At 67.7% G+C, this 20119-nt stretch carries 18 protein-coding genes; 12 read left to right on the top strand and 6 right to left on the bottom strand.

The genetic code is table 11. The features are described from left to right. Nucleotides 1-8 precede the first annotated feature (8 nt). Complete coding sequence (locus LMA02_RS09420) at nt 9-1685, bottom strand: glycosyltransferase family 39 protein (protein ID WP_228904500.1); 1677 nt, start codon at nt 1683-1685, stop codon at nt 9-11. Between the two features lie 136 nt (nt 1686-1821). After that, entirely contained in the window at nt 1822-2196 is a 375-nt protein-coding gene (locus tag LMA02_RS09415; RefSeq protein WP_228904498.1) for an Mth938-like domain-containing protein, read from the bottom strand. Between the two features lie 316 nt (nt 2197-2512). On the opposite strand from LMA02_RS09415, the gene LMA02_RS09410 reads away from it, so the two are divergent. The 6 genes from LMA02_RS09410 (at nt 2513) to LMA02_RS09385 (ending at nt 8866) form a co-directional block, all read left to right on the top strand. Then, a complete protein-coding gene (locus tag LMA02_RS09410; protein WP_006754745.1) occupies nt 2513-3751 on the top strand; it encodes a pyridoxal phosphate-dependent aminotransferase in 1239 nt (412 codons plus the stop codon). Nucleotides 3752-3808: 57 nt separating this feature from the next. After that, nucleotides 3809-5137: a homoserine dehydrogenase gene (locus LMA02_RS09405; protein ID WP_175752059.1), complete on the top strand. Its 1329-nt coding sequence runs from the start codon at nt 3809-3811 to the stop codon at nt 5135-5137. 14 nt (nt 5138-5151) lie between these two features. Continuing rightward, complete coding sequence (thrC, locus tag LMA02_RS09400) at nt 5152-6603, top strand: threonine synthase (RefSeq protein WP_228904495.1); 1452 nt, start codon at nt 5152-5154, stop codon at nt 6601-6603. Between the two features lie 251 nt (nt 6604-6854). Then, nucleotides 6855-8102 (top strand): gephyrin-like molybdotransferase Glp, encoded by a 1248-nt coding sequence (gene glp, locus LMA02_RS09395; RefSeq protein ID WP_228904494.1) that lies wholly within the window; start codon nt 6855-6857, stop codon nt 8100-8102. Between the two features lie 19 nt (nt 8103-8121). Beyond that, a complete protein-coding gene (moaD, locus tag LMA02_RS09390; RefSeq protein WP_228904492.1) occupies nt 8122-8379 on the top strand; it encodes a molybdopterin converting factor subunit 1 in 258 nt (85 codons plus the stop codon). A 10-nt stretch (nt 8380-8389) separates the two neighbouring features. Then, nucleotides 8390-8866 (top strand): molybdenum cofactor biosynthesis protein MoaE, encoded by a 477-nt coding sequence (locus LMA02_RS09385; RefSeq protein WP_006755405.1) that lies wholly within the window; start codon nt 8390-8392, stop codon nt 8864-8866. Nucleotides 8867-8934: 68 nt separating this feature from the next. Here the strand turns inward: LMA02_RS09385 and LMA02_RS09380 are convergent, their stop codons facing one another. Continuing rightward, nucleotides 8935-9495, bottom strand: a complete 561-nt coding sequence (locus LMA02_RS09380; RefSeq protein WP_228904489.1) for a group III truncated hemoglobin — start codon at nt 9493-9495, stop codon at nt 8935-8937. A 261-nt stretch (nt 9496-9756) separates the two neighbouring features. On the opposite strand from LMA02_RS09380, the gene LMA02_RS09375 reads away from it, so the two are divergent. Continuing rightward, nucleotides 9757-10275 carry an Rrf2 family transcriptional regulator gene (locus LMA02_RS09375; protein WP_228904488.1) on the top strand — a complete coding sequence of 173 codons (519 nt, stop codon included), beginning with the start codon at nt 9757-9759 and terminating at the stop codon, nt 10273-10275. A 155-nt stretch (nt 10276-10430) separates the two neighbouring features. Then, nucleotides 10431-13028: an ATP-dependent chaperone ClpB gene (clpB, locus tag LMA02_RS09370; protein WP_228904485.1), complete on the top strand. Its 2598-nt coding sequence runs from the start codon at nt 10431-10433 to the stop codon at nt 13026-13028. A 128-nt stretch (nt 13029-13156) separates the two neighbouring features. Here clpB and LMA02_RS09365 read toward each other — a convergent pair whose 3' ends face one another. Then, nucleotides 13157-13588: a YidB family protein gene (locus LMA02_RS09365; protein WP_166724682.1), complete on the bottom strand. Its 432-nt coding sequence runs from the start codon at nt 13586-13588 to the stop codon at nt 13157-13159. Nucleotides 13589-13676: 88 nt separating this feature from the next. Beyond that, nucleotides 13677-14282 carry a ComEA family DNA-binding protein gene (locus tag LMA02_RS09360; RefSeq protein WP_228904483.1) on the bottom strand — a complete coding sequence of 202 codons (606 nt, stop codon included), beginning with the start codon at nt 14280-14282 and terminating at the stop codon, nt 13677-13679. Between the two features lie 300 nt (nt 14283-14582). Between LMA02_RS09360 and LMA02_RS09355 the strand changes: the two genes are divergently transcribed. Together LMA02_RS09355 and LMA02_RS09350 are read left to right on the top strand one after the other, a co-directional pair. Next, nucleotides 14583-15044 carry a MerR family transcriptional regulator gene (locus LMA02_RS09355; protein ID WP_228904477.1) on the top strand — a complete coding sequence of 154 codons (462 nt, stop codon included), beginning with the start codon at nt 14583-14585 and terminating at the stop codon, nt 15042-15044. Then, nucleotides 15028-15462, top strand: a complete 435-nt coding sequence (locus tag LMA02_RS09350; protein ID WP_228904475.1) for a carboxymuconolactone decarboxylase family protein — start codon at nt 15028-15030, stop codon at nt 15460-15462. Before LMA02_RS09355 ends, LMA02_RS09350 begins: the two co-directional genes overlap by 17 nt. Before the next feature lie 28 nt (nt 15463-15490). Here LMA02_RS09350 and LMA02_RS09345 read toward each other — a convergent pair whose 3' ends face one another. After that, a complete protein-coding gene (locus tag LMA02_RS09345) occupies nt 15491-17422 on the bottom strand; it encodes a sigma-54-dependent Fis family transcriptional regulator (RefSeq protein WP_228904473.1) in 1932 nt (643 codons plus the stop codon). A 524-nt stretch (nt 17423-17946) separates the two neighbouring features. On the opposite strand from LMA02_RS09345, the gene LMA02_RS09340 reads away from it, so the two are divergent. Further along, entirely contained in the window at nt 17947-19005 is a 1059-nt protein-coding gene (locus LMA02_RS09340) for an ATP-NAD kinase family protein (RefSeq protein WP_228904471.1), read from the top strand. A 98-nt stretch (nt 19006-19103) separates the two neighbouring features. Beyond that, a complete protein-coding gene (locus LMA02_RS09335) occupies nt 19104-20087 on the top strand; it encodes a thiamine pyrophosphate-dependent dehydrogenase E1 component subunit alpha (protein WP_006753665.1) in 984 nt (327 codons plus the stop codon). Nucleotides 20088-20119 lie beyond the last annotated feature (32 nt).

Genomic DNA, 20119 nt, shown 5'->3' with positions numbered 1-20119 from the left:
GGGCGTCCTTACGATTGCGGTTTCTCGACGATCACGCGGCGGTTGTCGCGCGCGATCACGCGCATCGGCACGCCTTGCTTGACCAGCGTGTCGTACTGGCCGGGCGGCATGATCGCGAGCGCATGGGTTTCCTGCTTCCAGCGTTCGATCCATTGGTCGACGGTCGGGATCCATTTGTTCGGCTCGACGGAGATTCCGAAGGCGAGCTCGTCCTGGCGCTGGACCATGATCGTCGTGTGGCCCATATAGAACGGGAACGTGTGATCGAGCATCTCGATCGAGTAGAACGGCGTGTCGGGCGGCAACTTCGCCAGTTCGGCGCGCACGGCGGGCGCGAGCAGCGCGCCCGAGCTGTAGCGGCCGAACTCGTCGTGACCGGTGCCGCCGATCGTGCCGAACGCGAGCCACGCGGCGCCGAACGCGGTGATCGCGGCCGCGACGCCCACACGGCGGTTCAGCCAGGCGGCGGCCAGCGTCAGCGCGGCCGCGACCGCGAGGCCCGCGTACAGCCAGATCTGGAACGTGCGGTACAGCGCGTTCGGCGTGCGGGCGTCACCCTGGTACGCGAGGAAGATGATCCCGAACGCCGCGACGACGATGAACACGAGATAGCCGAGCAGGTGGCGCCGGAACCGCTCCGCGGTGATCAGCGGCAGGTACGCGCCGATCATCAGCGCGAGCGCCGGCGCGATCGGCAGCACATACGAGATCAGCTTCGAATGCGACACGCTGAAGAACACGAAGATGAACGCGCTCCAGATCAGCAGCACGAGCATCGGGGAGAAACCGTTCGGCTGGCGCGGCATGCGCAGCGCGTGGCGGATGCTCTGCCACGCCACCGACAGCCACGGCAGGAAGCCGACCAGCAGCACCGGCACGAAGTAGTAGAGCGGGCCCGGGCGGTTCTGTTCCGGGGTCAGGTAGCGGCGGAACTGCTGGACGATGAAGAAGAAGTTGAAGAACTCGGGGTTGCGCTGCTGGACGAGCACGAACCACGGCGTGACGATCGCGAAGAAGATCACGAGGCCGCTCACCAGATAGAGCCGCTTCCACAGCGCCCAGTCGCGGGCAACCAGCGTATAGAGCACCAGCACGGCGCCGGGCAGGATCAGGCCGACGAGGCCTTTCGACAGCACGGCGAACGCCATCGCGGCCCAGCACGCCCACATCCAGCCGCGCACCGCGCCCGCGCGCAGCCCGGGGCGCTGCGCGAGCAGCAGCGAGCAGAGCGACAGCGCCATCCAGAACGCGAGCCCCATGTCGAGCGCGTTGAAGTGGCCCATCAGGTTCCAGTACGGCGAGCACGCGAGCACGACGGCCGCGAGGAAGCCCGACAACGGGTTGAACAGGCGCGCGCCGGTGAAGCCGACGAGCAGCACGCCGGCGAAGCTGGCGAGGCCCGTATAGAGGCGCGCCTGCCATTCGCCGATGCCGAACCACGCGAACGTCAGCGCATTCAGCCAGGTCTGCAGCGGCGGCTTCTCGAAATACTTGTAGCCGTTGTAGCGCGGCGTGATCCAGTCGCCGGTGACGAACATTTCCCGGGCCATCTCCGCGTAGCGGCCTTCGTCGCTCGGGATCAGGTGGCGCAGCCCGAGCGGCGCGAACCAGACGATCGCGAGCGCGATGAACAGAAGGGCGAGCGTGATGCGATTGAGCGGTAGCCTCGACGGCGTATCGTTCATGGATTTTCAGCCTGTTGGTTGTTGTGATGGGCCGCCGGCGGGTCGTGCCGGGGGCGGGCGGCCTGCCGGGTATCGATCCGGATGATGATCCGGGGATCGACCCGGTGCGCCGGCCCGTGTTTTACCGCATCGGGGATTAACGTTCAATTAAGAGCGCGGCGGCGACTTTGCGGCCCTCGGCCATCAGGATGTTGTAGGTGCGACAGGCGGCCTGGAAATCCATCGTCTCGACGCCGATCCGCCTGGCCGTGAGCGCGGCCACGAGCCGCGGATGCGGGAAGCGCAGCCGCGCGCCGCTGCCGAAGATCACGAGTTCGGGCGCCGGGTCGAGCAGCATCGCGAAATGCTCGGGCGCCAGTGCGTCGAACGACGACACCGGCCAGTCCCGTACCGGTGCGCTGGGCAGCACGATGACGCTCCCTTCGTGGCGTTGGAGGTTGACGTCGACATAATCGGGGCCGTAGCCGGTGACGGTGTTGAGCGCGCCGCTCGCGTCCTGGTGCAGTTTCAAATCGGTAATCCGCGGTTTCCGTAGGGGAGTGTCTGTCACGGGCCGCACGGGCCCGGGCGGCCGGTTTCGCGAGCCGGCGCACACGGGACGCCTGACGGCGCGGGCCCGGAGCGGCCATGGTGCATTGCGAAAGTCAGCCAAAATCCGCTAAATTATAACTTTTTGGTCGCCCCCGGGCGCCACTTGCGTCGTGCGTCGTCACAAGCGCCGTCCGACCGCCCGCTTTTTCCCAGTCTAGACAGCGCGCACAGACCGTCCGCTCTCCAGTTTTGATCCCGTCCCCCGGCCGCAAGGCCAACCCAGGAACCGTGTCGTCGTGAAACCGATTCAGAAGTCGAACAAGCTGCTCAACGTCTGCTACGACATCCGTGGCCCGGTGCTCGAGCACGCGAAGCGCCTCGAGGAAGAAGGCCACCGCATCATCAAGCTGAACATCGGCAACCTCGCGCCGTTCGGGTTCGACGCGCCGGACGAGATCATCCAGGACATGATCCGCAACCTGCCGGCGTCGTCCGGCTATTCGGATTCGAAGGGGGTGTTCTCGGCCCGCAAGGCCGTGATGCACTACACGCAGCAGAAGGGCGTCGTCGGCGTCGGCCTCGACGACATCTACATCGGCAACGGCGCGTCCGAACTGATCGTGATGGCGACCCAGGCGCTCCTGAACGACGGCGACGAGGTGCTGCTGCCGGCGCCCGACTATCCGTTGTGGACGGCCGCCGTGAGCCTGTCGGGCGGCACGCCCGTGCATTACGTGTGCGACGAGCAGAACGCTTGGATGCCCGACCTCGACGACATCCGCCGCAAGATCACGCCGAACACCAAGGCGATCGTCGTGATCAACCCGAACAACCCGACGGGCGCCCTTTATTCCGACGAATTGCTGCTCGAGCTGCTCGGGATCGCGCGCGAGCACGGGCTGATCGTGTTCGCCGACGAGGTCTACGACAAGATCGTCTACGATGGGTTGGAGCACACCGCGCTGGGTTCGCTGTCGGAAGACGTGATCACCGTCACGTTCAACAGCCTGTCGAAGAGCTATCGCTCGTGCGGCTATCGCGCGGGCTGGATGGCCGTGTCGGGCCTGGGCGGCGACAATCGCCGGCGCGCGAAGGATTACCTGGAAGGCCTCGGGATCCTGTCGTCGATGCGCCTGTGCGCGAACGTGCCCGGGCAGTTCGCGATCCAGACCGCGCTCGGCGGCTATCAGAGCATCAACGAGCTGATCGTGCCGAGCGGGCGCCTGTACAAGCAGCGCGAGCTCGCGTACGACATGCTCACGTCGATTCCCGGCGTGACCTGCGTGAAGCCGCAGGCCGCGCTGTACATGTTCCCGCGCCTCGATCCCAAGCTCTATCCGATCCAGAACGACCAGCAGTTCATCCTCGACCTGTTGCTCGAGGAGCGTGTGCTGCTCGTGCAGGGAACGGGCTTCAACTGGGCGGCCCCGGATCACTTCCGCGTGGTGTTCCTGCCGAACCTCGACGACCTGACCGATTCGATCAACCGGATCGCACGCTTCCTCGACGGCTACCGCAAGCGCCATTCCGTCTGAGCGGACGGGGTCCCCCGGCATTCAATCATTCATTCTTACTCATCGACCACACGCAGCATGGAACCGATCAAAGTTGGCCTGTTGGGCTTCGGCACCGTCGGCAGCGGCACCTTCACGGTGCTGAACCGCAACCAGGAAGAAATCAAGCGCCGCGCGGGGCGCGGCATCGAGGTCGCGCGCATTGCCGTGCGCAACCCGGCCAAGGCGCAGGCCGCGCTCGGCGGTGACGCCGGCGGCGCGCAAATCACCGATGATTTCAACGCGGTCGTCGACGATCCGTCGATCGCGATCATCGCCGAGATGATCGGCGGCACGGGCATCGCGCGCGAGCTCGTGCTGCGCGCGATCGCGAACGGCAAGCACGTCGTGACGGCGAACAAGGCGCTGCTCGCGGTGCACGGCACCGAGATCTTCGAAGCCGCGCGCGCGAAGGGCGTGATGGTCGCGTTCGAGGCGGCCGTCGCCGGCGGCATTCCGATCATCAAGGCGCTGCGCGAAGGCCTGACCGCCAACCGCATCCAGTACATCGCGGGCATCATCAACGGCACGACGAACTACATCCTGTCGGAAATGCGCGATCGCGGGCTCGATTTCGCGACCGCGCTGAAGGCCGCGCAGGAGCTCGGCTACGCGGAAGCCGATCCGACCTTCGACATCGAAGGCATCGACGCCGCGCACAAGGCGACCATCATGAGCGCGATCGCATTCGGCGTGCCGGTCCAGTTCGACCGCGCGTACGTCGAAGGCATCAGCAAGCTCGACGCGACCGACATCCGCTACGCGGAAGAGCTCGGCTACCGGATCAAGCTGCTCGGCATCACGCGCCGCGCCGAAAACGGTATCGAGCTGCGCGTGCATCCGACGCTGATTCCCGAGAAGCGCCTGCTCGCGAACGTCGAAGGCGCGATGAACGCGGTCGTCGTGCACGGCGACGCGGTCGGCACGACGCTGTACTACGGCAAGGGCGCGGGCGCGGAACCGACCGCGTCGGCGGTCGTCGCGGATCTCGTCGACGTCACGCGCCTGCATACGGCCGACCCCGAGCATCGCGTGCCGCATCTCGCGTTCCAGCCGGACAGCCTGTCGAACACGCCGATCCTGCCGATCGAGGAAGTGACGAGCGGCTACTACCTGCGCCTGCGCGTGGCCGACCAGACGGGCGTGCTCGCGGACATCACGCGCCTTCTCGCCGAGACGGGCATCTCGATCGACGCGCTGTTGCAGAAGGAATCGGAGCAGGTCGACGACGCGAACGGCGAAACCGACATCGTCCTGATCACGCACGAGACGCTCGAGAAGCACGTCAACAAGGCGATCGCACAAATCGAAAGCCTCGCGACGGTGGTCTCGAAGGTGACGAAGCTGCGCATGGAAGCGCTGAACTGAGGACCAGGAACGACATGAACTACATCTCCACGCGCGGCGCCGGCATCGGCGAGCGCCACACGTTCTCCGACATCCTGCTCGGCGGTCTCGCGAAGGACGGCGGGCTGTACCTGCCGGCCGAGTATCCGAAGGTGTCGGCCGACGAACTCGCGCGCTGGCGCGCGCTGTCGTACGCGGATCTCGCATTCGAGATCCTGTCGAAGTTCTGCGACGACGTGCCGGCCGACGACCTGCGCGCGATCACGCGCCGCACGTATACGGCCGTCGTGTACAGCAACACGCGCCATGGCGAGAACGCGTCCGACATCACGCCGCTGAAGACGCTCGGCACCGAGAACGGCACGGCGCTGTCGCTGCTCGAACTGTCGAACGGCCCGACGCTCGCGTTCAAGGACATGGCGATGCAGCTGCTCGGCAACCTGTTCGAGTACACGCTCGCGAAGCACGGCGAGGCGCTGAACATTCTCGGCGCGACGTCGGGCGACACGGGCAGCGCGGCCGAATACGCGATGCGCGGCAAGGCCGGCGTGCGCGTGTTCATGCTGTCGCCGCACAAGAAGATGAGCGCGTTCCAGACGGCCCAGATGTTCAGCCTGCAGGATCCGAACATCTTCAACCTCGCGGTCGAAGGTGTGTTCGACGACTGCCAGGACATTGTGAAGGCCGTGTCGAACGATCACGCGTTCAAGGCGCAGCAGAAGATCGGCACGGTCAACTCGATCAACTGGGCACGCGTGGTCGCGCAGGTCGTGTACTACTTCAAGGGCTATTTCGCGGCGACGCAGTCCAACGACGAGCAGGTGTCGTTCACAGTGCCGTCGGGCAATTTCGGCAACGTCTGCGCGGGTCACATCGCGCGGATGATGGGCCTGCCGATCGCGAAGCTCGTGGTCGCGACCAACGAGAACGACGTGCTCGACGAATTCTTCCGCACCGGCGCATATCGCGTGCGCAGCGCGGAGAACACGTATCACACGAGCAGCCCGAGCATGGACATCTCGAAGGCGTCGAACTTCGAACGCTTCGTGTTCGATCTGCTCGGCCGCGATCCGGCACGCGTGATGCAGCTGTTCCGCGACGTCGAGGAGAAGGGCGGTTTCGACCTCGCGGCGAGCGGCGATTTCGCGCGCGTGGCCGAGTTCGGCTTCGTGTCGGGCCGCAGCAGCCACACGGACCGCATCGCGACGATCCGCGACGTGTTCTCGCGCTACGACACGATGATCGATACGCACACGGCCGACGGCGTGAAGGTCGCGCGCGAGCATCTCGACGCGGGCGTGCCGATGGTCGTGCTCGAGACGGCCCAGCCGATCAAGTTCGGCGAGACGATCCGCGAAGCGCTCGATCGTGAAGCCGAGCGGCCGGCCGCATTCGACGGGCTCGAGGCGCTGCCGCAGCGTTTCGAGGTCGTGAAGGCCGACGCGCAACAGGTGAAGGACTTCATCGCCGCGCACACGGGCGCGTAACGCAGCGCCGGGCTGCCGGGTTCAGGCCCGGCGGCGCAGGACGGCCGGAATGCCGATTCGTCGCACGGATCGGGGTTCCGGCCGTTTTGTTTGGTGGCGGCCGCGCGGAGGTCGTCCGATGCCGCGCGAAACAAGTGTCAGTGCCGCGCGTTCGCGCCGATCACAGTTGTCGCATGTCCGCCATATCGCACGTGCGCGCGATGGCGTCGCTACAATGACGTATTGACGCCAACGATCCCCCGATTCCATCGATGTCGAACCCGAATTCCGTGGCGCCGCGCGCGCCGATGCTGTCGACCGCGGAAGCGCTCGCCGCGCTGCTCGAAGCCGCGAAGCCGCTGCCCGGCGCCGAAACCGTCGCCACGCTCGATGCGCTCGGCCGCGTGCTGGCGGCCGACGTGAGCTCGCCGCTCGACGTGCCGCCGATGCATACGAGCGCGATGGACGGCTATGCGGTGCGGGTCGCCGACCTGCTGCACGGCGATCGGCGCCTGCCGGTGTCGCAGCGGATCCCGGCCGGCCATCCGGCCGCGCCGCTCGCGGCGGGCACGGCCGCACGGATCTTCACCGGTGCGACGGTGCCGCCCGGCGCCGACGCCGTCGTGATGCAGGAACAGGCGTCGGCCGACGGCGACGCGGTCGAAATCCTGCATACGCCGAAGGCCGGTGAATGGATCACCGCGCAGGGCGCGGACATCCGCCAGGGTTCGGTGATCCTGCCGGCCGGCACGCGGCTCACGCCGCAGGCGCTCGGCCTGGCCGCCTCGGTCGGCTGCGCGCGGCTGTCGGTCGCGCGGCGGCTGCGGGTCGCGGTGTTCTTCACCGGCGACGAACTGACGATGCCGGGCGAGCCGCTGAAGCCCGGCGCGATCTACAACTCGAACCGCTTCACGCTGCGCGGGTTGCTGGAGCGGCTCGGCTGCCACGTGACCGACTACGGGATCGTGCCCGACTCGCTCGCCGCGACCCGCGACACGCTGCGCGAGGCCGCGCGCGATCACGACGTGATCCTGACGAGTGGCGGCGTATCGGTCGGCGACGAGGATCACGTGAAGCCGGCCGTCGAGGCCGAAGGGCGGCTCTCGCTGTGGCAGATCGCGATGAAGCCCGGCAAGCCGCTCGCGTTCGGCGCGGTGCGCCGCGGCGACGAGCGTCCCGACGCGCACTTCATCGGGCTGCCGGGCAACCCCGTGTCGAGCTTCGTCACGTTCCTGCTGTTCGTGCGGCCGTTCCTGCTGCGCCTGTCGGGCGTGCGCGACGTCGCGCCGCGCGCGCTGTCGCTGCGGGCGGACTTCTTGCAAAGCAAGGGCGACCGGCGCAACGAATTCCTGCGCGCGCGCGTCAACGCGGCCGGCGGCCTCGACCTGTTCCCGAACCAGAGTTCGGCGGTGCTGACGTCGACGGTCTGGGGCGATGGCCTGATCGACAATCCGCCGCAGCACGCGATCAGCGCGGGCGAGACCGTGCGTTTCATTCCGTTTTCCGAACTGCTGTCGTAACGCGACGGCTTCCCGACCTATGAAGATTCAGCTGAAATTCTTTGCAAGCGTGCGCGAGGCGCTGGGCGTGTCCGATGAGCAGGCTGACGTGCCGGACGGTGTGACGACCGTCGGCGACGTGCGCGCATGGCTGCGCCTGCGCGGCGGCGCGTGGGCCGAGACGCTCGCCGAAGGGCGCGCGTTGCGCATGGCGTGCAATCACGAGATGACCGACCCCGACACGCGGCTCACCGAGGGCTGCGAGGTCGCGTTCTTTCCGCCGGTGACAGGCGGTTGAGGGGTTTGTCATGGCAACGATACGAATCCAGACCGACGATTTCGACCTGAACGCCGAAGTGGCGGCATTGCGCGCGCGCAACCCGAAAATCGGTGCGGTCGCGTGCTTCGTCGGCACGGTGCGTGACCTGAACGAAGGCGATTCGGTCGCCGCGATGGAGCTCGAGCACTATCCGGGGATGACCGAGAAGGCGCTCGAGAAGATCGCCGCCGAGGCCGGCCGGCGCTGGCCCGGCATCGACGTCGCGATCGTGCATCGCGTCGGCCGGCTGCTGCCGCTCGACCAGATCGTGATGGTTGCTACAGTCGCGTCGCACCGCGGCGACGCGTTCGCGTCGTGCGAGTTCGTGATGGATTACCTGAAGACCGAGGCGCCGTTCTGGAAAAAGGAAACGACACCGGACGGCGAACGCTGGGTCGATGCCCGCAGCGCCGACGATGCGGCGCTCGCGCGCTGGGGCGTCGAATCGGGCAACACGCCGCGCTGAGCGCGGCGTGCGGCATTGTGCCGCGGGCGCTCGAGCGCTGCAGCGTTCAAGCGCCGTGAATCGCCGTGTCAGGCGTCCGGATCGACGCTGCGCCCGATGATCTTCGTCGGAAACGGCTCGCCTTGGGCGCGCGACGGCAGCGCGTGAGAATCATCGCCCGCATCCCGGCGGCGCGGCGCGATCGCATCGAGCAGCGCCTGCTGCTCGGGCGGAATCTGATAGTCCCAGCCGAAGCGGCTCAACTGCAGGCTCTGCGCGATCCGCAGCGCGGGTTCCATGAAGCGGACCGCCGCGGGCGGCGTGTAGCGCCCCTCGACGGTCTTCAGGAACAGCGACAGCCAGCGGCTGAAATGCGCGGGTTCTATCCCGTCGAGCGGCTGGTGCGCCTGCTGCACGTTGCCGCGATAGCCTTTGGTGCCGAGCACGAGGCTCGACCAGAAGCTGACCATCTTCGGCAGATGGTCGTCCCAGCGGCCGTCCAGCTTCGCGTCGAACACGGGCCCGAGCAGCGGATCGGCGCGCACGCGGTCGTAGAACGCGTACACGAGGTCGCGGATATTGTCTTCGGTCGGTTCGGCGTCGCGCGGGCGGGCCGGCGCGGTATCGGGCGAGGCGGACAGGGCAGTCATCGCAAAAAGGGGCGGAAAATCGGGGCGTTGGCGGGGGCCGTCGGCGCGGCAGCGCGGGCAATGCGCAGGACGCCGACCGGATTTTGACGCAAAATAGCGTCGACCAATGCCTGAAAAATGCGTGGATTCCATGCATCTTATTGCGCGCACGCCGTCCCGGCAACCCGGCGCCTTCAAGCGCTCCCGACAGCCGGTCCGGCGCGCTCCGATCGACCCCGTCCGCATGATCGGGACACGATCGATCATTTTCCGTATTCGCTCATGAGACTCACCGACTACACCGACTACTCGCTGCGCGTCATGCTGTATCTCGCCGTGCGCGGCGAGGGGCTCGCGACGATCCAGGAGATCTCGGACGCCTACGGCATCTCCAAGAACCATCTGATGAAAGTCGTCCAGCAGCTCGGTGAGCTCGGCTGGGTCGATACCGTCCGCGGCCGCAACGGCGGGCTGCGACTGTTCCCCGACTCGCTGAAGCTGACGGTCGGGCAGGTCGTGCGCGCGACCGAGAGCGATTTCGCGCTGGTCGGCTGCTTTTCGGCCGACGGCGGCGACACGCGCGGCTGCGTGATCGAGCCGCAGTGCCGCCTCAAGGGCGTGCTGGCGGCCGCGCGCGATGCGTTCTTCGCCGAACTCGACGGCCACACGCTCGGCGAGCTGGCCGAACCCGCGTTGCCGCTCGCCACCCTGCTGGGCATTCGCCCGATCGCGCTGGTGCGTGCCGAGCCGTCCGGGGATGACGCACCGGCATCCGCGCAAGCACCGTCGAAGGCTGGCTGACACGCCGGCGCCACCTCCGCATCCGGCTGCCGTGCGCCCGCGGGCCGCTGTGTGTGCACCGGGTGTTTTTTGCGCTGAATCAACCCGAATTTCGCTTGAAACCCGCATAAGCATCCTCATCTTGGTGTTAATCGAAAATTGGAGGTCTCGACTAAATGAGAATCGACAAGCTCACCACCAAGTTCCAGGAAGCACTGGCAGACGCGCAAAGCCTTGCGGCAGGCCGCGACAATCAATACATCGAACCGGTTCACGTGCTGGCGGCGCTGGTCGCGCAGCACGACGGCTCCGCCCGCTCGCTGATGTCGCGCGCCGGCGTTCACGTGCAGGCGCTGCAAGGCGCGCTGAACGAGGCCATTTCGCGCCTGCCGCAAGTGACGGGCACGGGCGGCGACATCCAGATCGGCCGCGAGCTGGCCGGGCTGCTGAACCAGGCCGACAAGGAAGCACAGAAGCTCAACGACACGTTCATCGCGAGCGAGATGTTCCTGCTCGCCGTGTCCGACGACAAGGGTGAAGCAGGCAAGCTCGCCCGCCAGCACGGCCTCACGCGCAAGTCGCTCGAAGCCGCGATCGCCGCGGTGCGCGGCGGCTCGCAGGTGCACAGCCAGGACGCCGAAAGCCAGCGCGAGGCGCTGAAGAAATACACGGTCGACCTGACCGAGCGCGCCCGTGCGGGCAAGCTCGACCCGGTGATCGGCCGCGACGACGAAATCCGCCGCTCGATCCAGATCCTGCAGCGCCGCACCAAGAACAACCCGGTGCTGATCGGCGAGCCGGGCGTCGGCAAGACCGCGATCGTCGAAGGGCTCGCGCAGCGGATCGTCAACGGCGAAGTGCCCGAGACGCTGAAGGGCAAGCGCGTGCTGTCGCTCGACATGGCCGCGCTGCTCGCCGGCGCGAAGTATCGCGGCGAGTTCGAGGAGCGCCTGAAGGCCGTGCTCAACGACATCGCGAAGGACGAAGGCCAGACGATCGTGTTCATCGACGAGATCCACACGATGGTCGGCGCCGGCAAGGCCGAAGGCGCGATGGACGCGGGCAACATGCTGAAGCCGGCGCTGTCGCGCGGCGAATTGCACTGCATCGGCGCGACCACGCTCGACGAATACCGCAAGTACATCGAGAAGGACGCCGCGCTCGAGCGCCGCTTCCAGAAGGTGCTCGTCGACGAGCCCAGCGTCGAGGCGACGATCGCGATCCTGCGCGGGCTGCAGGAGAAGTACGAACTGCACCACGGCGTCGACATCACCGACCCGGCGATCGTCGCCGCGGCCGAGCTGTCGCACCGCTACATCACCGACCGTTTCCTGCCGGACAAGGCGATCGACCTGATCGACGAGGCTGCGTCGAAGATCAAGATGGAAATCGATTCGAAGCCCGAAGAGATGGACAAGCTCGACCGTCGTCTGATTCAGCTGAAGATCGAGCGCGAGGCCGTGAAGAAGGAGCAGGACGAAGCGTCGCAGAAGCGTCTGCAGCTGATCGAGGAAGAGATCGACCGTCTCGGCCGCGAATATGCGGACCTCGAGGAGATCTGGACCGCCGAGAAGGCCGCGGTGCAGGGTAGCGCGCAGCTCAAGGAAGAGATCGAGAAGGTGCGGGCCGACATCGTGCGCCTGCAGCGTGAAGGCAAGCTGGAGAAGGTCGCCGAACTGCAGTACGGCAAGCTGCCGCAACTCGAGTCGCAACTGAAGCAGGTCACGCAGGCCGAAGAGCAGGAGCAGCACAACCCGACGCGTCCGCGTCTGCTGCGCACGCAGGTCGGCGCGGAAGAAATCGCGGAAGTCGTGTCGCGTGCAACCGGGATTCCGGTGTCGCGGATGATGCAGGGCGAACGCGAGAAGCTGCTGCACATCGAGGAAAAGCTGCACGAGCGCGTGGTCGGCCAGCACGAGGCGATCAGCGCGGTCGCGGATGCGATCCGTCGTTCGCGCGCGGGTCTCGCCGATCCGAACCGTCCGTACGGCTCGTTCCTGTTCCTCGGCCCGACGGGTGTCGGCAAGACCGAGCTGTGCAAGGCGCTGGCGTCGTTCCTGTTCGATTCGGAAGAGCACCTGATCCGCATCGACATGAGCGAGTTCATGGAGAAGCACAGCGTCGCGCGGCTGATCGGCGCGCCGCCGGGCTATGTCGGCTACGAGGAAGGCGGCTACCTGACGGAAGCCGTGCGCCGCAAGCCGTACAGCGTGATCCTGCTCGACGAGATCGAGAAGGCGCATCCGGACGTGTTCAACGTGCTGCTGCAGGTGCTCGACGACGGTCGCATGACCGACGGGCAGGGGCGCACGGTCGACTTCAAGAACACGGTGATCGTGATGACGTCGAACCTCGGCTCGCAGGTGATCCAGGCGATGACGGGTGCGCCGCAGGAAGAGATCAAGGACGCCGTGTGGATCGAGGTGAAACAGCACTTCCGTCCGGAGTTCCTGAACCGGATCGATGACGTCGTCGTGTTCCACGCGCTCGATCGCAGCAACATCGAATCGATCGCGAAGATCCAGCTCGCACGCCTGCACGACCGGCTCGCGAAGCTCGACATGGCGCTCGACGTGTCGCCGGCGGCGCTCGAACAGATCGCGAAGGTCGGCTACGATCCGGTGTTCGGCGCGCGGCCGCTGAAGCGCGCGATCCAGCAGGAGATCGAGAACCCGGTCGCGAAGCTGATCCTCGCGGGCCGCTTCGGCCCGAAGGACGTGATCCCGGTCGACGTCAACGACGGCGAGTTCGTGTTCGACCGCGTCGTGCACTGATCGCCGCTGATCGGCCGCCCGCCCGGTTCGCGCCGGGCGCGCAAAAACAAACACCCCGCTCAGGCGGGGTGTTTGCATATGGAGCGGCCGGAACTGCTGCCCGGGCCGTCAGCCGGTGCGGTGCGGGCTCAGGCCTGCTTGTTGCCGCCGAACATGCCGGCGAGTTGCGTGAGCGTGCCGAGCACGTTCGACGTATCGACCTGGCCGCCAGCCGGCACTTCGCCGTTCGGCGTCGCGCCGTTGACGACGTGCGGCAGCACTTGCGCGAGGATCGACGAGGCCTGCGACGGATCGATGCCGACCTTGGTCGCGAGCGCGCCGACGACGTCGGAGCCGAGCACGTTCTGCAGCGTGTCGCCCGAGATCGGCTGGTTTTCGCCGGTGCCGACCCACGAGCCGATGATGTCGCCGGCGCCGCCGGCCTTGAACTTCTCGATCAGGCCGTTCAGGCCGCCCGGCTGGTTGTTGATGAATTCGAGCGCGGTCGTGATGAGCGCGCTTTGCGAGTTGCCGCCGGCCTGGCCGCCGATCAGACCGCCAACGATGTCGAGGAGACCCATGGTTCTTCACCTTCACTGAAAAGGGCGCCGCAGCAACGGCGCCCGTTGATCGAATGCCGCGCGCACGCCGTCGCGCGCGCGGCGCACATCAGGCGCCCGACGCCGCGGCGGCGGAGGCTGCCTTGTCCTTCTTGCTCTTCTTCTTCGACCCCTTGGTCGCCTTCGTGGACGACGCCGCGGCCGGCGCGCTCGCGCCCGCGTCGGCGGATGCCGCCGCGGCTGCGGCCGCCTTCTCTTTCTTCGATGCGCGCTTGCTCTTGGCGGGCTTGGCCGCCGCTTCCGGCGCGCTGGCGGCCGGTGCGGTCGCCGTCGTGCCGGTCGTCGCGGTCGTCGGCGTCGATGCGGTGCCTGCCGACGTCGTGGCCGACGTGGTCGCCGACGTCGTCGCGGCCGGCTTCGACAGCTTCACGCCCTTCGGCGGCGTCGACGAGCCGCCGACCGTCAGGCCGTTTTCCTCGAGATGCCCGACCGACTTCGTGCCGAGACCCTTCACGCGGTTCGCGAGATCGTCCGCGTCCTTGAACGGGCCGTTCTTGGTGCGTTCGTCAATGATCGCCTTCGACTTCACGGGCCCGAGCCCCTTCACCGATTCGAGCGCGGCCTGGTCGGCCGTGTTGACTTCGACGGCCGTGGCGAGGCCGGCGGCAAGCGACAGCGACAGCGCGACGAACAGCATCAGCAGCTTTTTCAGCATGGCAAGGGCTCCCTGGTTCTGACGGATGAATGGGCGTTGCAACGGACGACTGGACGAGACCCGGCCGGGCGTCGCCGTTAAGCATAGGACAAATGCGTGCCCTTTTTAAGACAGGCGATGACCGAATCTTGCTGAAGGCTTGCGCCGCTGTAAAGACAGAAAGCTGCGCCGGGCAGCGGTTTTGACCATTCTTTACGGTGTCCGAGATGTTGTCTGCGGCGCGGACTGCAAATTATTTGATATGGCCGTGCGACGATGCTTGACTTAGAGTGAACTCTAACTCCTAACCTTGTTCCTGCCATGTCGAAAACCGTATCCAAACCTTCCGCCGCCGGTCCGCTGACGATCGGGCAAGTCGCCGAACTGACCGGCGTGTCGACGCATACGCTGCGGTATTACGAGCAGGCCGGCCTGCTGCGCGCGATTTCGCGCACGGCGGCCGGGCACCGGCTCTATGCACCGGCCGACCTTGACTGGCTTGCCTTCGTGATGCGCCTGAAGGCGACCGGCATGCCGATCGCGCAGATGCAGCAGTTCGCAGCGCTGCGCTCGCAAGGCGAGTCGACGTTCGGTGAGCGGCGGCGGTTGCTGGCCGCGCATCGCGATGCGGTGCGCGCGCATATCGCGGAGCTGCAGGCGAGCCTCGACGCGATCGGCGACAAGATCGCGTACTACGAGACGCAGGAACGCGAGACGGAACGACGGGCGAATCCTACTCATTCACCCTCTGAACAGGACGGACACCATGGAACAACGCGTTGAAGACCGCTATATGCGCGGCTGGAACAAGCTGAAGGAAATCGACGGCGAAGTGGGCGAGCGCGTGATCGCGGCGCTCGCGCCGATCGCGCCCGACTTCGGGCGGCTGATCGTCGAGTTCAGCTTCGGCGATATCTACAGCCGGCCGCAGCTCGACCTGAAAGCGCGCGAGATTGCGACGATCGCCGCGCTGGCTGCGCTCGGCAATGCGCAGCCGCAACTGAAGGTGCATATCGAGGCCGCGCTGAACGTCGGCTGCACGCGCGCCGAGATCGTCGAGGTGTTCATGCAGATGGCCGTCTACGCGGGGTTCCCGGCCGCGCTGAACGCATTGTTTGCCGCGCACGAGGTGTTCACGCGGCGCGATGACGCGCTCGGCGAGGACGGCGCCGCGACTGAAGCGGCCGAGCACACGGCGTGATGCGAAGCGTGCCGATGCGTCGCAGGCATCAGATGCGGTGCGGCGCGACGATCCGGTGCTTGGCGATGCGCCGGTACAGCGTCGCGCGCGAGATGCCGAGCGCCTGCGCGGCCGCGTCGGGCCGCCAGCGATGCGCGGTGAGCGCCGCGACGATGCGGCCGCGTTCGTCGTCCGGCAGGGCGCCGGCCGGACCGGCGCCGAGTTGCGCGGCGAGATCGGCCGGCAGGTCGCGCCGCGTCACGCATGCGGCGTCGCATACCGCGCACGCATAGCGCAGCACGTTGCGCAGCTGGCGCACGTTACCGGGCCACGGATAGGCGGCGAGCTGCGCGGCGAGCGTCGGGTCGAGCGTGAGCACGTGGCCCGTCGCCTGCGCCTCCTCGGCGAACACCGTGGCGATCACGTCGCACACGTCCGCGCGCTCGCGCAGCGGCGGCAGCTCGAACGTCGCGCCGCTCAACCGGTAATACAGGTCCTCGCGGAACGTGCCGTCGGCCACCATCCGCGCGAGATCGCGGTGGGTCGCACAGATCACGTCGAGATCGACGCGCACGGGCGTGTCGCTGCCGAGCGGCACGACCTCGCCGTCGGCGAGCACGCGCAGCAGGCGCGTCTGCAGCGTGAGCGGCATGTCGCCGATTTCGTCGAGGAACAGCGTGCCGCCGTCGGCGAGCGCGATCTTGCCGCGCGCGCCGTGCTTGCGCGCGCCGGTGAACGCGCCGGCCGCATAGCCGAACAACTCGCTTTCGATCAGGGCCTCGGGCAGCGCGCCGCAGTTGACCGCGACGAACGGTCGCGCACGCCGCGCGCCGGCGTCGTGGATCGCGCGGGCGAACACTTCCTTTCCCGCGCCGGTTTCGCCCAGCACGAGGATCGGCAGCCGCTTGCTCGCGACCCGCAGCGCGAGTTCGGCCTGCTGCGCGACGCGCGCGTCGCTGCTGTGCAGGAACGGCGTCAGCGCGCCGACGTGGCGCTGCGCGGTGCCGGGGCGGCGCGATGCGGGGGCGGCCCGTGCCGTGCCGGTTTCGCGGCCGGCACGCCGTAGCGGGGCACGCAATCGCGCATAGAGCGGCGCGCCGGTCGCGCGCAGCCGCAGCGCGACGATCGCATCGAGCCGCGCGGCGTCGCGCAATGGCATCTCGCTTGCATCGAAGATCTCGTCGATATGGCGCGGTTCGCGCAGCGCCGGCAGCGCATCGCGCGCCTGCCGATTCGCGGCGACGATATTGCCGCATTCGTCGAACGCAATCAGCCATTCGGGCTGTGCCTCGACGTAGTGACGGTTCGGATGCCCGAACAATATCCAGTGCTGCGCGGTGCTGTGCACGAAATAGCCGTCCTCGATCAGCGCCGCGCTCTGCCGCACGAGCTGGTACACGAGACGCTGGCTGTCGCGACCGTCGGGCGACTGGACGGCCGACGCATCGAGCACGCCGATCAGTTCGCCGCCCGGCGAGAAGATCGGGGCCGCGCTGCAGGTGAGTGTGGTGAACGCCGCGCGGAAGTGGTCGGTTTTGTGCACGGTGATCGGCGCGAGATCGGTCAGCACGCTCGCGACGCCGCAGGTGCCTTCCTCGCTTTCCGACCAGCACGAGCCGATGTGCAGCCCCGCATGGCGGAAGTCGTTGCGGCGCTCGCGGTCGATCCGGTAGTCGATCGTCACGCCATGCGCGTCGGTCAGCATCACGCAATAGTCGGCGACCCGAATCATGTCGTGCAGGCGCGTCAGGCACTGGCCCGATGCGCGCAGGAAGGCCTCTTCCTTGTCGCGTACCTCGCGCAACTCGGCCGCGGTCAGCACGCGCGGGCCGATCGACGAAGCGGGGTCGAGCGCGTAGCGCTCGAGCGAGCGCTGCCATGACGACACGAGACGCGCGGAATCGGCCGGCGCGGGCAGGCGCCCGGCGAGCGCGCCGAGCACACGGTCGGCGTGCTGGGCCTGGGGGACGGCATAGGGCATGGTCGGCTCCGGTTCCGTACGGCGGGGATTTCGATGCTCTTGTAGCACATCCGCGGCAGCGGATCACATTGCATCGCAGCACGCGCGCGGCCTGAGACGTTCGTCTCACCGACATCTCAGCCCGTCTCGCGCAGCTGAGACGCGCGGACGTGCCCGGCAACACGGTGGTCGGGAGCGTGGCGGCGCGTGCCATGCCGCGATGCGCGTGGCTTGCCGGCCAAACGGCAATGACGATCACCGCGCCGAAGTCGCCGTGTCGAGGGATAGACCAGGTGAGACGCCCGGCCTGTTTCGCGGCGCTTCGAGCTGCCCGACAGCAGGTGCCGATGACGTGCGTACCCCGCCGAGCCAGCCTGTACGCGGGTTTCGCGGACGTTGCACACGCGGTGGCACGCCGCTTGCAGATGTGACGGGCAATGCCGGCGCAATCGCGTCGGCGACGATGATCCGCTGCCCTCGATGACGGCGGACGACACATGAAGGGCTGGTGCGCGAGCGCCGGTCCACTGGATGGAGACAAGCCCGTGACGACGCCCGTGACCGTCGGTGTGATCGCGAACCCCGCATCGGGGCGCGACATTCGCCGCCTGACGACGCATGCATCCGTGTTCCCGACCGCGGAAAAAGCCAACATGGTCGTGCGCCTGCTTGCCGGCCTCGGCGCGATGGGCGTCGAGCGCGTGCTGACCCTGCGCGACAAGACGGGCATCGCGACGCTGCTGATGCGTGCGCTCGATACGCATCGCGCGCTTGCCCCGCACGAACGCTGGCCCGACGTCGAATTCGTCGACCTGCCGATCTCGGACACGGTTGCCGACACGCACGCCGGCGCTGCCTACATGCGCCGGATGGAAGTCGCGCTGATCGTCGTGCTCGGCGGCGACGGCACCCATCGCGCGGTCGCCGCGCACTGCGGCTCGACGCCGCTCGTCGCGCTGTCCACCGGCACCAACAATGCGTTTCCCGAACATCGCGAGGCGACCGTCGCGGGCATCGCGGCAGGACTCGCCGCGACCGGCGCCGTGCCGGCCGAGATCGCGTTCGTGCGCAACAAGCGGCTCGTCGTGCGCGGCGTGGCGGGCGCGAACGCGGGGCGCGAGGAGATCGCGCTCGTCGACGTGTGCGCGGCACGCCAGCGCTTCATCGGCGCGCGGGCGATCTCGGGGCCCGACGACATCGACGCCCTGTACCTGACCTTCGCGGAGCCGGACGGCATCGGCCTGTCCGCGCTCGGCGGCGCGTGGGCGCCGCTCGAGCGCAGCGCGCCGCACGGGCTCGCGATGCGCTTCGCCGCCGACGGCAACGCGGCCGGCACGCCGCTCGTCGCGCCGATCGCACCCGGCCGCGTCGATCGCGTCGTGATGCGCAGCTGCGAGCGGCTCGAGCCGGGTGCGTGGCAGACGATCCCGTTCGAGCGCGGCACGCTCGCGTTCGACGGCGAGCGCGAGATCGAGGTCGCGCGCGGCGATCGCTACGAGATCGCGCTCGACTGGCGCGGGCCGCTGACCGTCGATGTGGGCCGCACGCTGCGTTACGCGTCGTCGCGTCAGGTGTTGCGCGACGCCGGCGCGTGGCGCGACTGACGGCAGCTTCACGTTTCACCGACGGCCGCAGGCCGTGCAATCCGTCGCCGGGGCGTTGCCGCGGCGGCATTCGCAGTCAGACCTACCAGGAGACACACATGACCGTTTCGACACAGCTCAGCAGGGACAAGCTGCTGGACGCCTACCGGCTGATGCGCACGATCCGCGAATTCGAGGAACGTCTGCACGTCGAGTTCGCGACCGGCGAAATCCCCGGCTTCGTCCACCTGTATGCAGGCGAGGAGGCATCCGCGGTCGGCACGATGCTGCACCTCGGTCTCGAGGACTACGTCGCGACCACGCACCGCGGGCACGGCCACTGCATCGCGAAAGGCGTCGACGTGCACGGCATGATGGCCGAGATCTACGGCAAGAAGACGGGCGTCTGCCACGGCAAGGGCGGCTCGATGCACATCGCCGACCTGTCGATGGGGATGCTCGGCGCGAACGGGATCGTCGGCGCCGGCGGTCCGCTCGTGTGCGGCGCGGCGCTCGCGGCCAAGCACAAGAAGACCGGCGGGGTCGGCGTGTGCTTCTTCGGCGACGGCGCGTCGAACCAGGGCGTGATCTTCGAATCGATGAACCTCGCGTCGGTGTGGCGGCTGCCGGCGATATTCGTGGCCGAAAACAACGGCTATGCGGAAGCGACGGCGTCGAGCTGGTCGGTCGCGACCGACAACATCGCCGATCGCGCGAACGGCTTCGGGATGCCCGGCGTGATCGTCGACGGCTTCGACTTCTTCGCGGTGCACGAGGCACTCGGCGAAGCGGTCGCACGCGCGCGCAGCGGCGGCGGTCCGACGCTCGTCGAGGTGAAGTTCACGCGCTACTTCGGCCACTTCGAAGGCGACGCGCAGACCTATCGCGCGCCGGGCGAAGTGCAGAAGCTGCGCGACGAGAAGGACTGCCTGAAGCATTTCGAAACGCGCGTCGTGCGCGCCGAAGCGCTGACGACCGACGAGCTGCGTGCCGTCGATGCCCAGGTGAAGACGCTGATCGACGACGCGGTCGCGCAGGCGAAGGCCGCGCCGCTGCCCGATGCGGCCGACCTGCTGGCCGACGTGTACGTGTCGTACCCGTGAATGCGATGTGACACGGCAGCCCTCAGTTGGCG

The sequence above is a fragment of the Burkholderia sp. B21-005 genome (assembly GCF_020843965.1).
Taxonomy (GTDB): domain Bacteria; phylum Pseudomonadota; class Gammaproteobacteria; order Burkholderiales; family Burkholderiaceae; genus Burkholderia; species Burkholderia ambifaria.
Note: the sequence above shows the minus strand (reverse complement) of the source record. Positions and strands in the feature narration are given on the sequence as shown.

What these genes read in the sequence shown, in the direction of transcription:
- LMA02_RS09420 (WP_228904500.1), bottom strand. Translation starts at nt 1,685, where the DNA reads ATGAACGATACGCCGTCGAGGCTACCGCTCAATCGCATCACGCTCGCC.
- LMA02_RS09405 (WP_175752059.1), top strand. Translation starts at nt 3,809, where the DNA reads ATGGAACCGATCAAAGTTGGCCTGTTGGGCTTCGGCACCGTCGGCAGC.
- thrC (WP_228904495.1), top strand. Translation starts at nt 5,152, where the DNA reads ATGAACTACATCTCCACGCGCGGCGCCGGCATCGGCGAGCGCCACACG.
- glp (WP_228904494.1), top strand. Translation starts at nt 6,855, where the DNA reads ATGTCGAACCCGAATTCCGTGGCGCCGCGCGCGCCGATGCTGTCGACC.
- moaD (WP_228904492.1), top strand. Translation starts at nt 8,122, where the DNA reads ATGAAGATTCAGCTGAAATTCTTTGCAAGCGTGCGCGAGGCGCTGGGC.
- LMA02_RS09385 (WP_006755405.1), top strand. Translation starts at nt 8,390, where the DNA reads ATGGCAACGATACGAATCCAGACCGACGATTTCGACCTGAACGCCGAA.
- LMA02_RS09380 (WP_228904489.1), bottom strand. Translation starts at nt 9,495, where the DNA reads ATGACTGCCCTGTCCGCCTCGCCCGATACCGCGCCGGCCCGCCCGCGC.
- LMA02_RS09375 (WP_228904488.1), top strand. Translation starts at nt 9,757, where the DNA reads ATGAGACTCACCGACTACACCGACTACTCGCTGCGCGTCATGCTGTAT.
- clpB (WP_228904485.1), top strand. Translation starts at nt 10,431, where the DNA reads ATGAGAATCGACAAGCTCACCACCAAGTTCCAGGAAGCACTGGCAGAC.
- LMA02_RS09365 (WP_166724682.1), bottom strand. Translation starts at nt 13,588, where the DNA reads ATGGGTCTCCTCGACATCGTTGGCGGTCTGATCGGCGGCCAGGCCGGC.
- LMA02_RS09360 (WP_228904483.1), bottom strand. Translation starts at nt 14,282, where the DNA reads ATGCTGAAAAAGCTGCTGATGCTGTTCGTCGCGCTGTCGCTGTCGCTT.
- LMA02_RS09355 (WP_228904477.1), top strand. Translation starts at nt 14,583, where the DNA reads ATGTCGAAAACCGTATCCAAACCTTCCGCCGCCGGTCCGCTGACGATC.
- LMA02_RS09350 (WP_228904475.1), top strand. Translation starts at nt 15,028, where the DNA reads ATGGAACAACGCGTTGAAGACCGCTATATGCGCGGCTGGAACAAGCTG.
- LMA02_RS09345 (WP_228904473.1), bottom strand. Translation starts at nt 17,422, where the DNA reads ATGCCCTATGCCGTCCCCCAGGCCCAGCACGCCGACCGTGTGCTCGGC.
- LMA02_RS09335 (WP_006753665.1), top strand. Translation starts at nt 19,104, where the DNA reads ATGACCGTTTCGACACAGCTCAGCAGGGACAAGCTGCTGGACGCCTAC.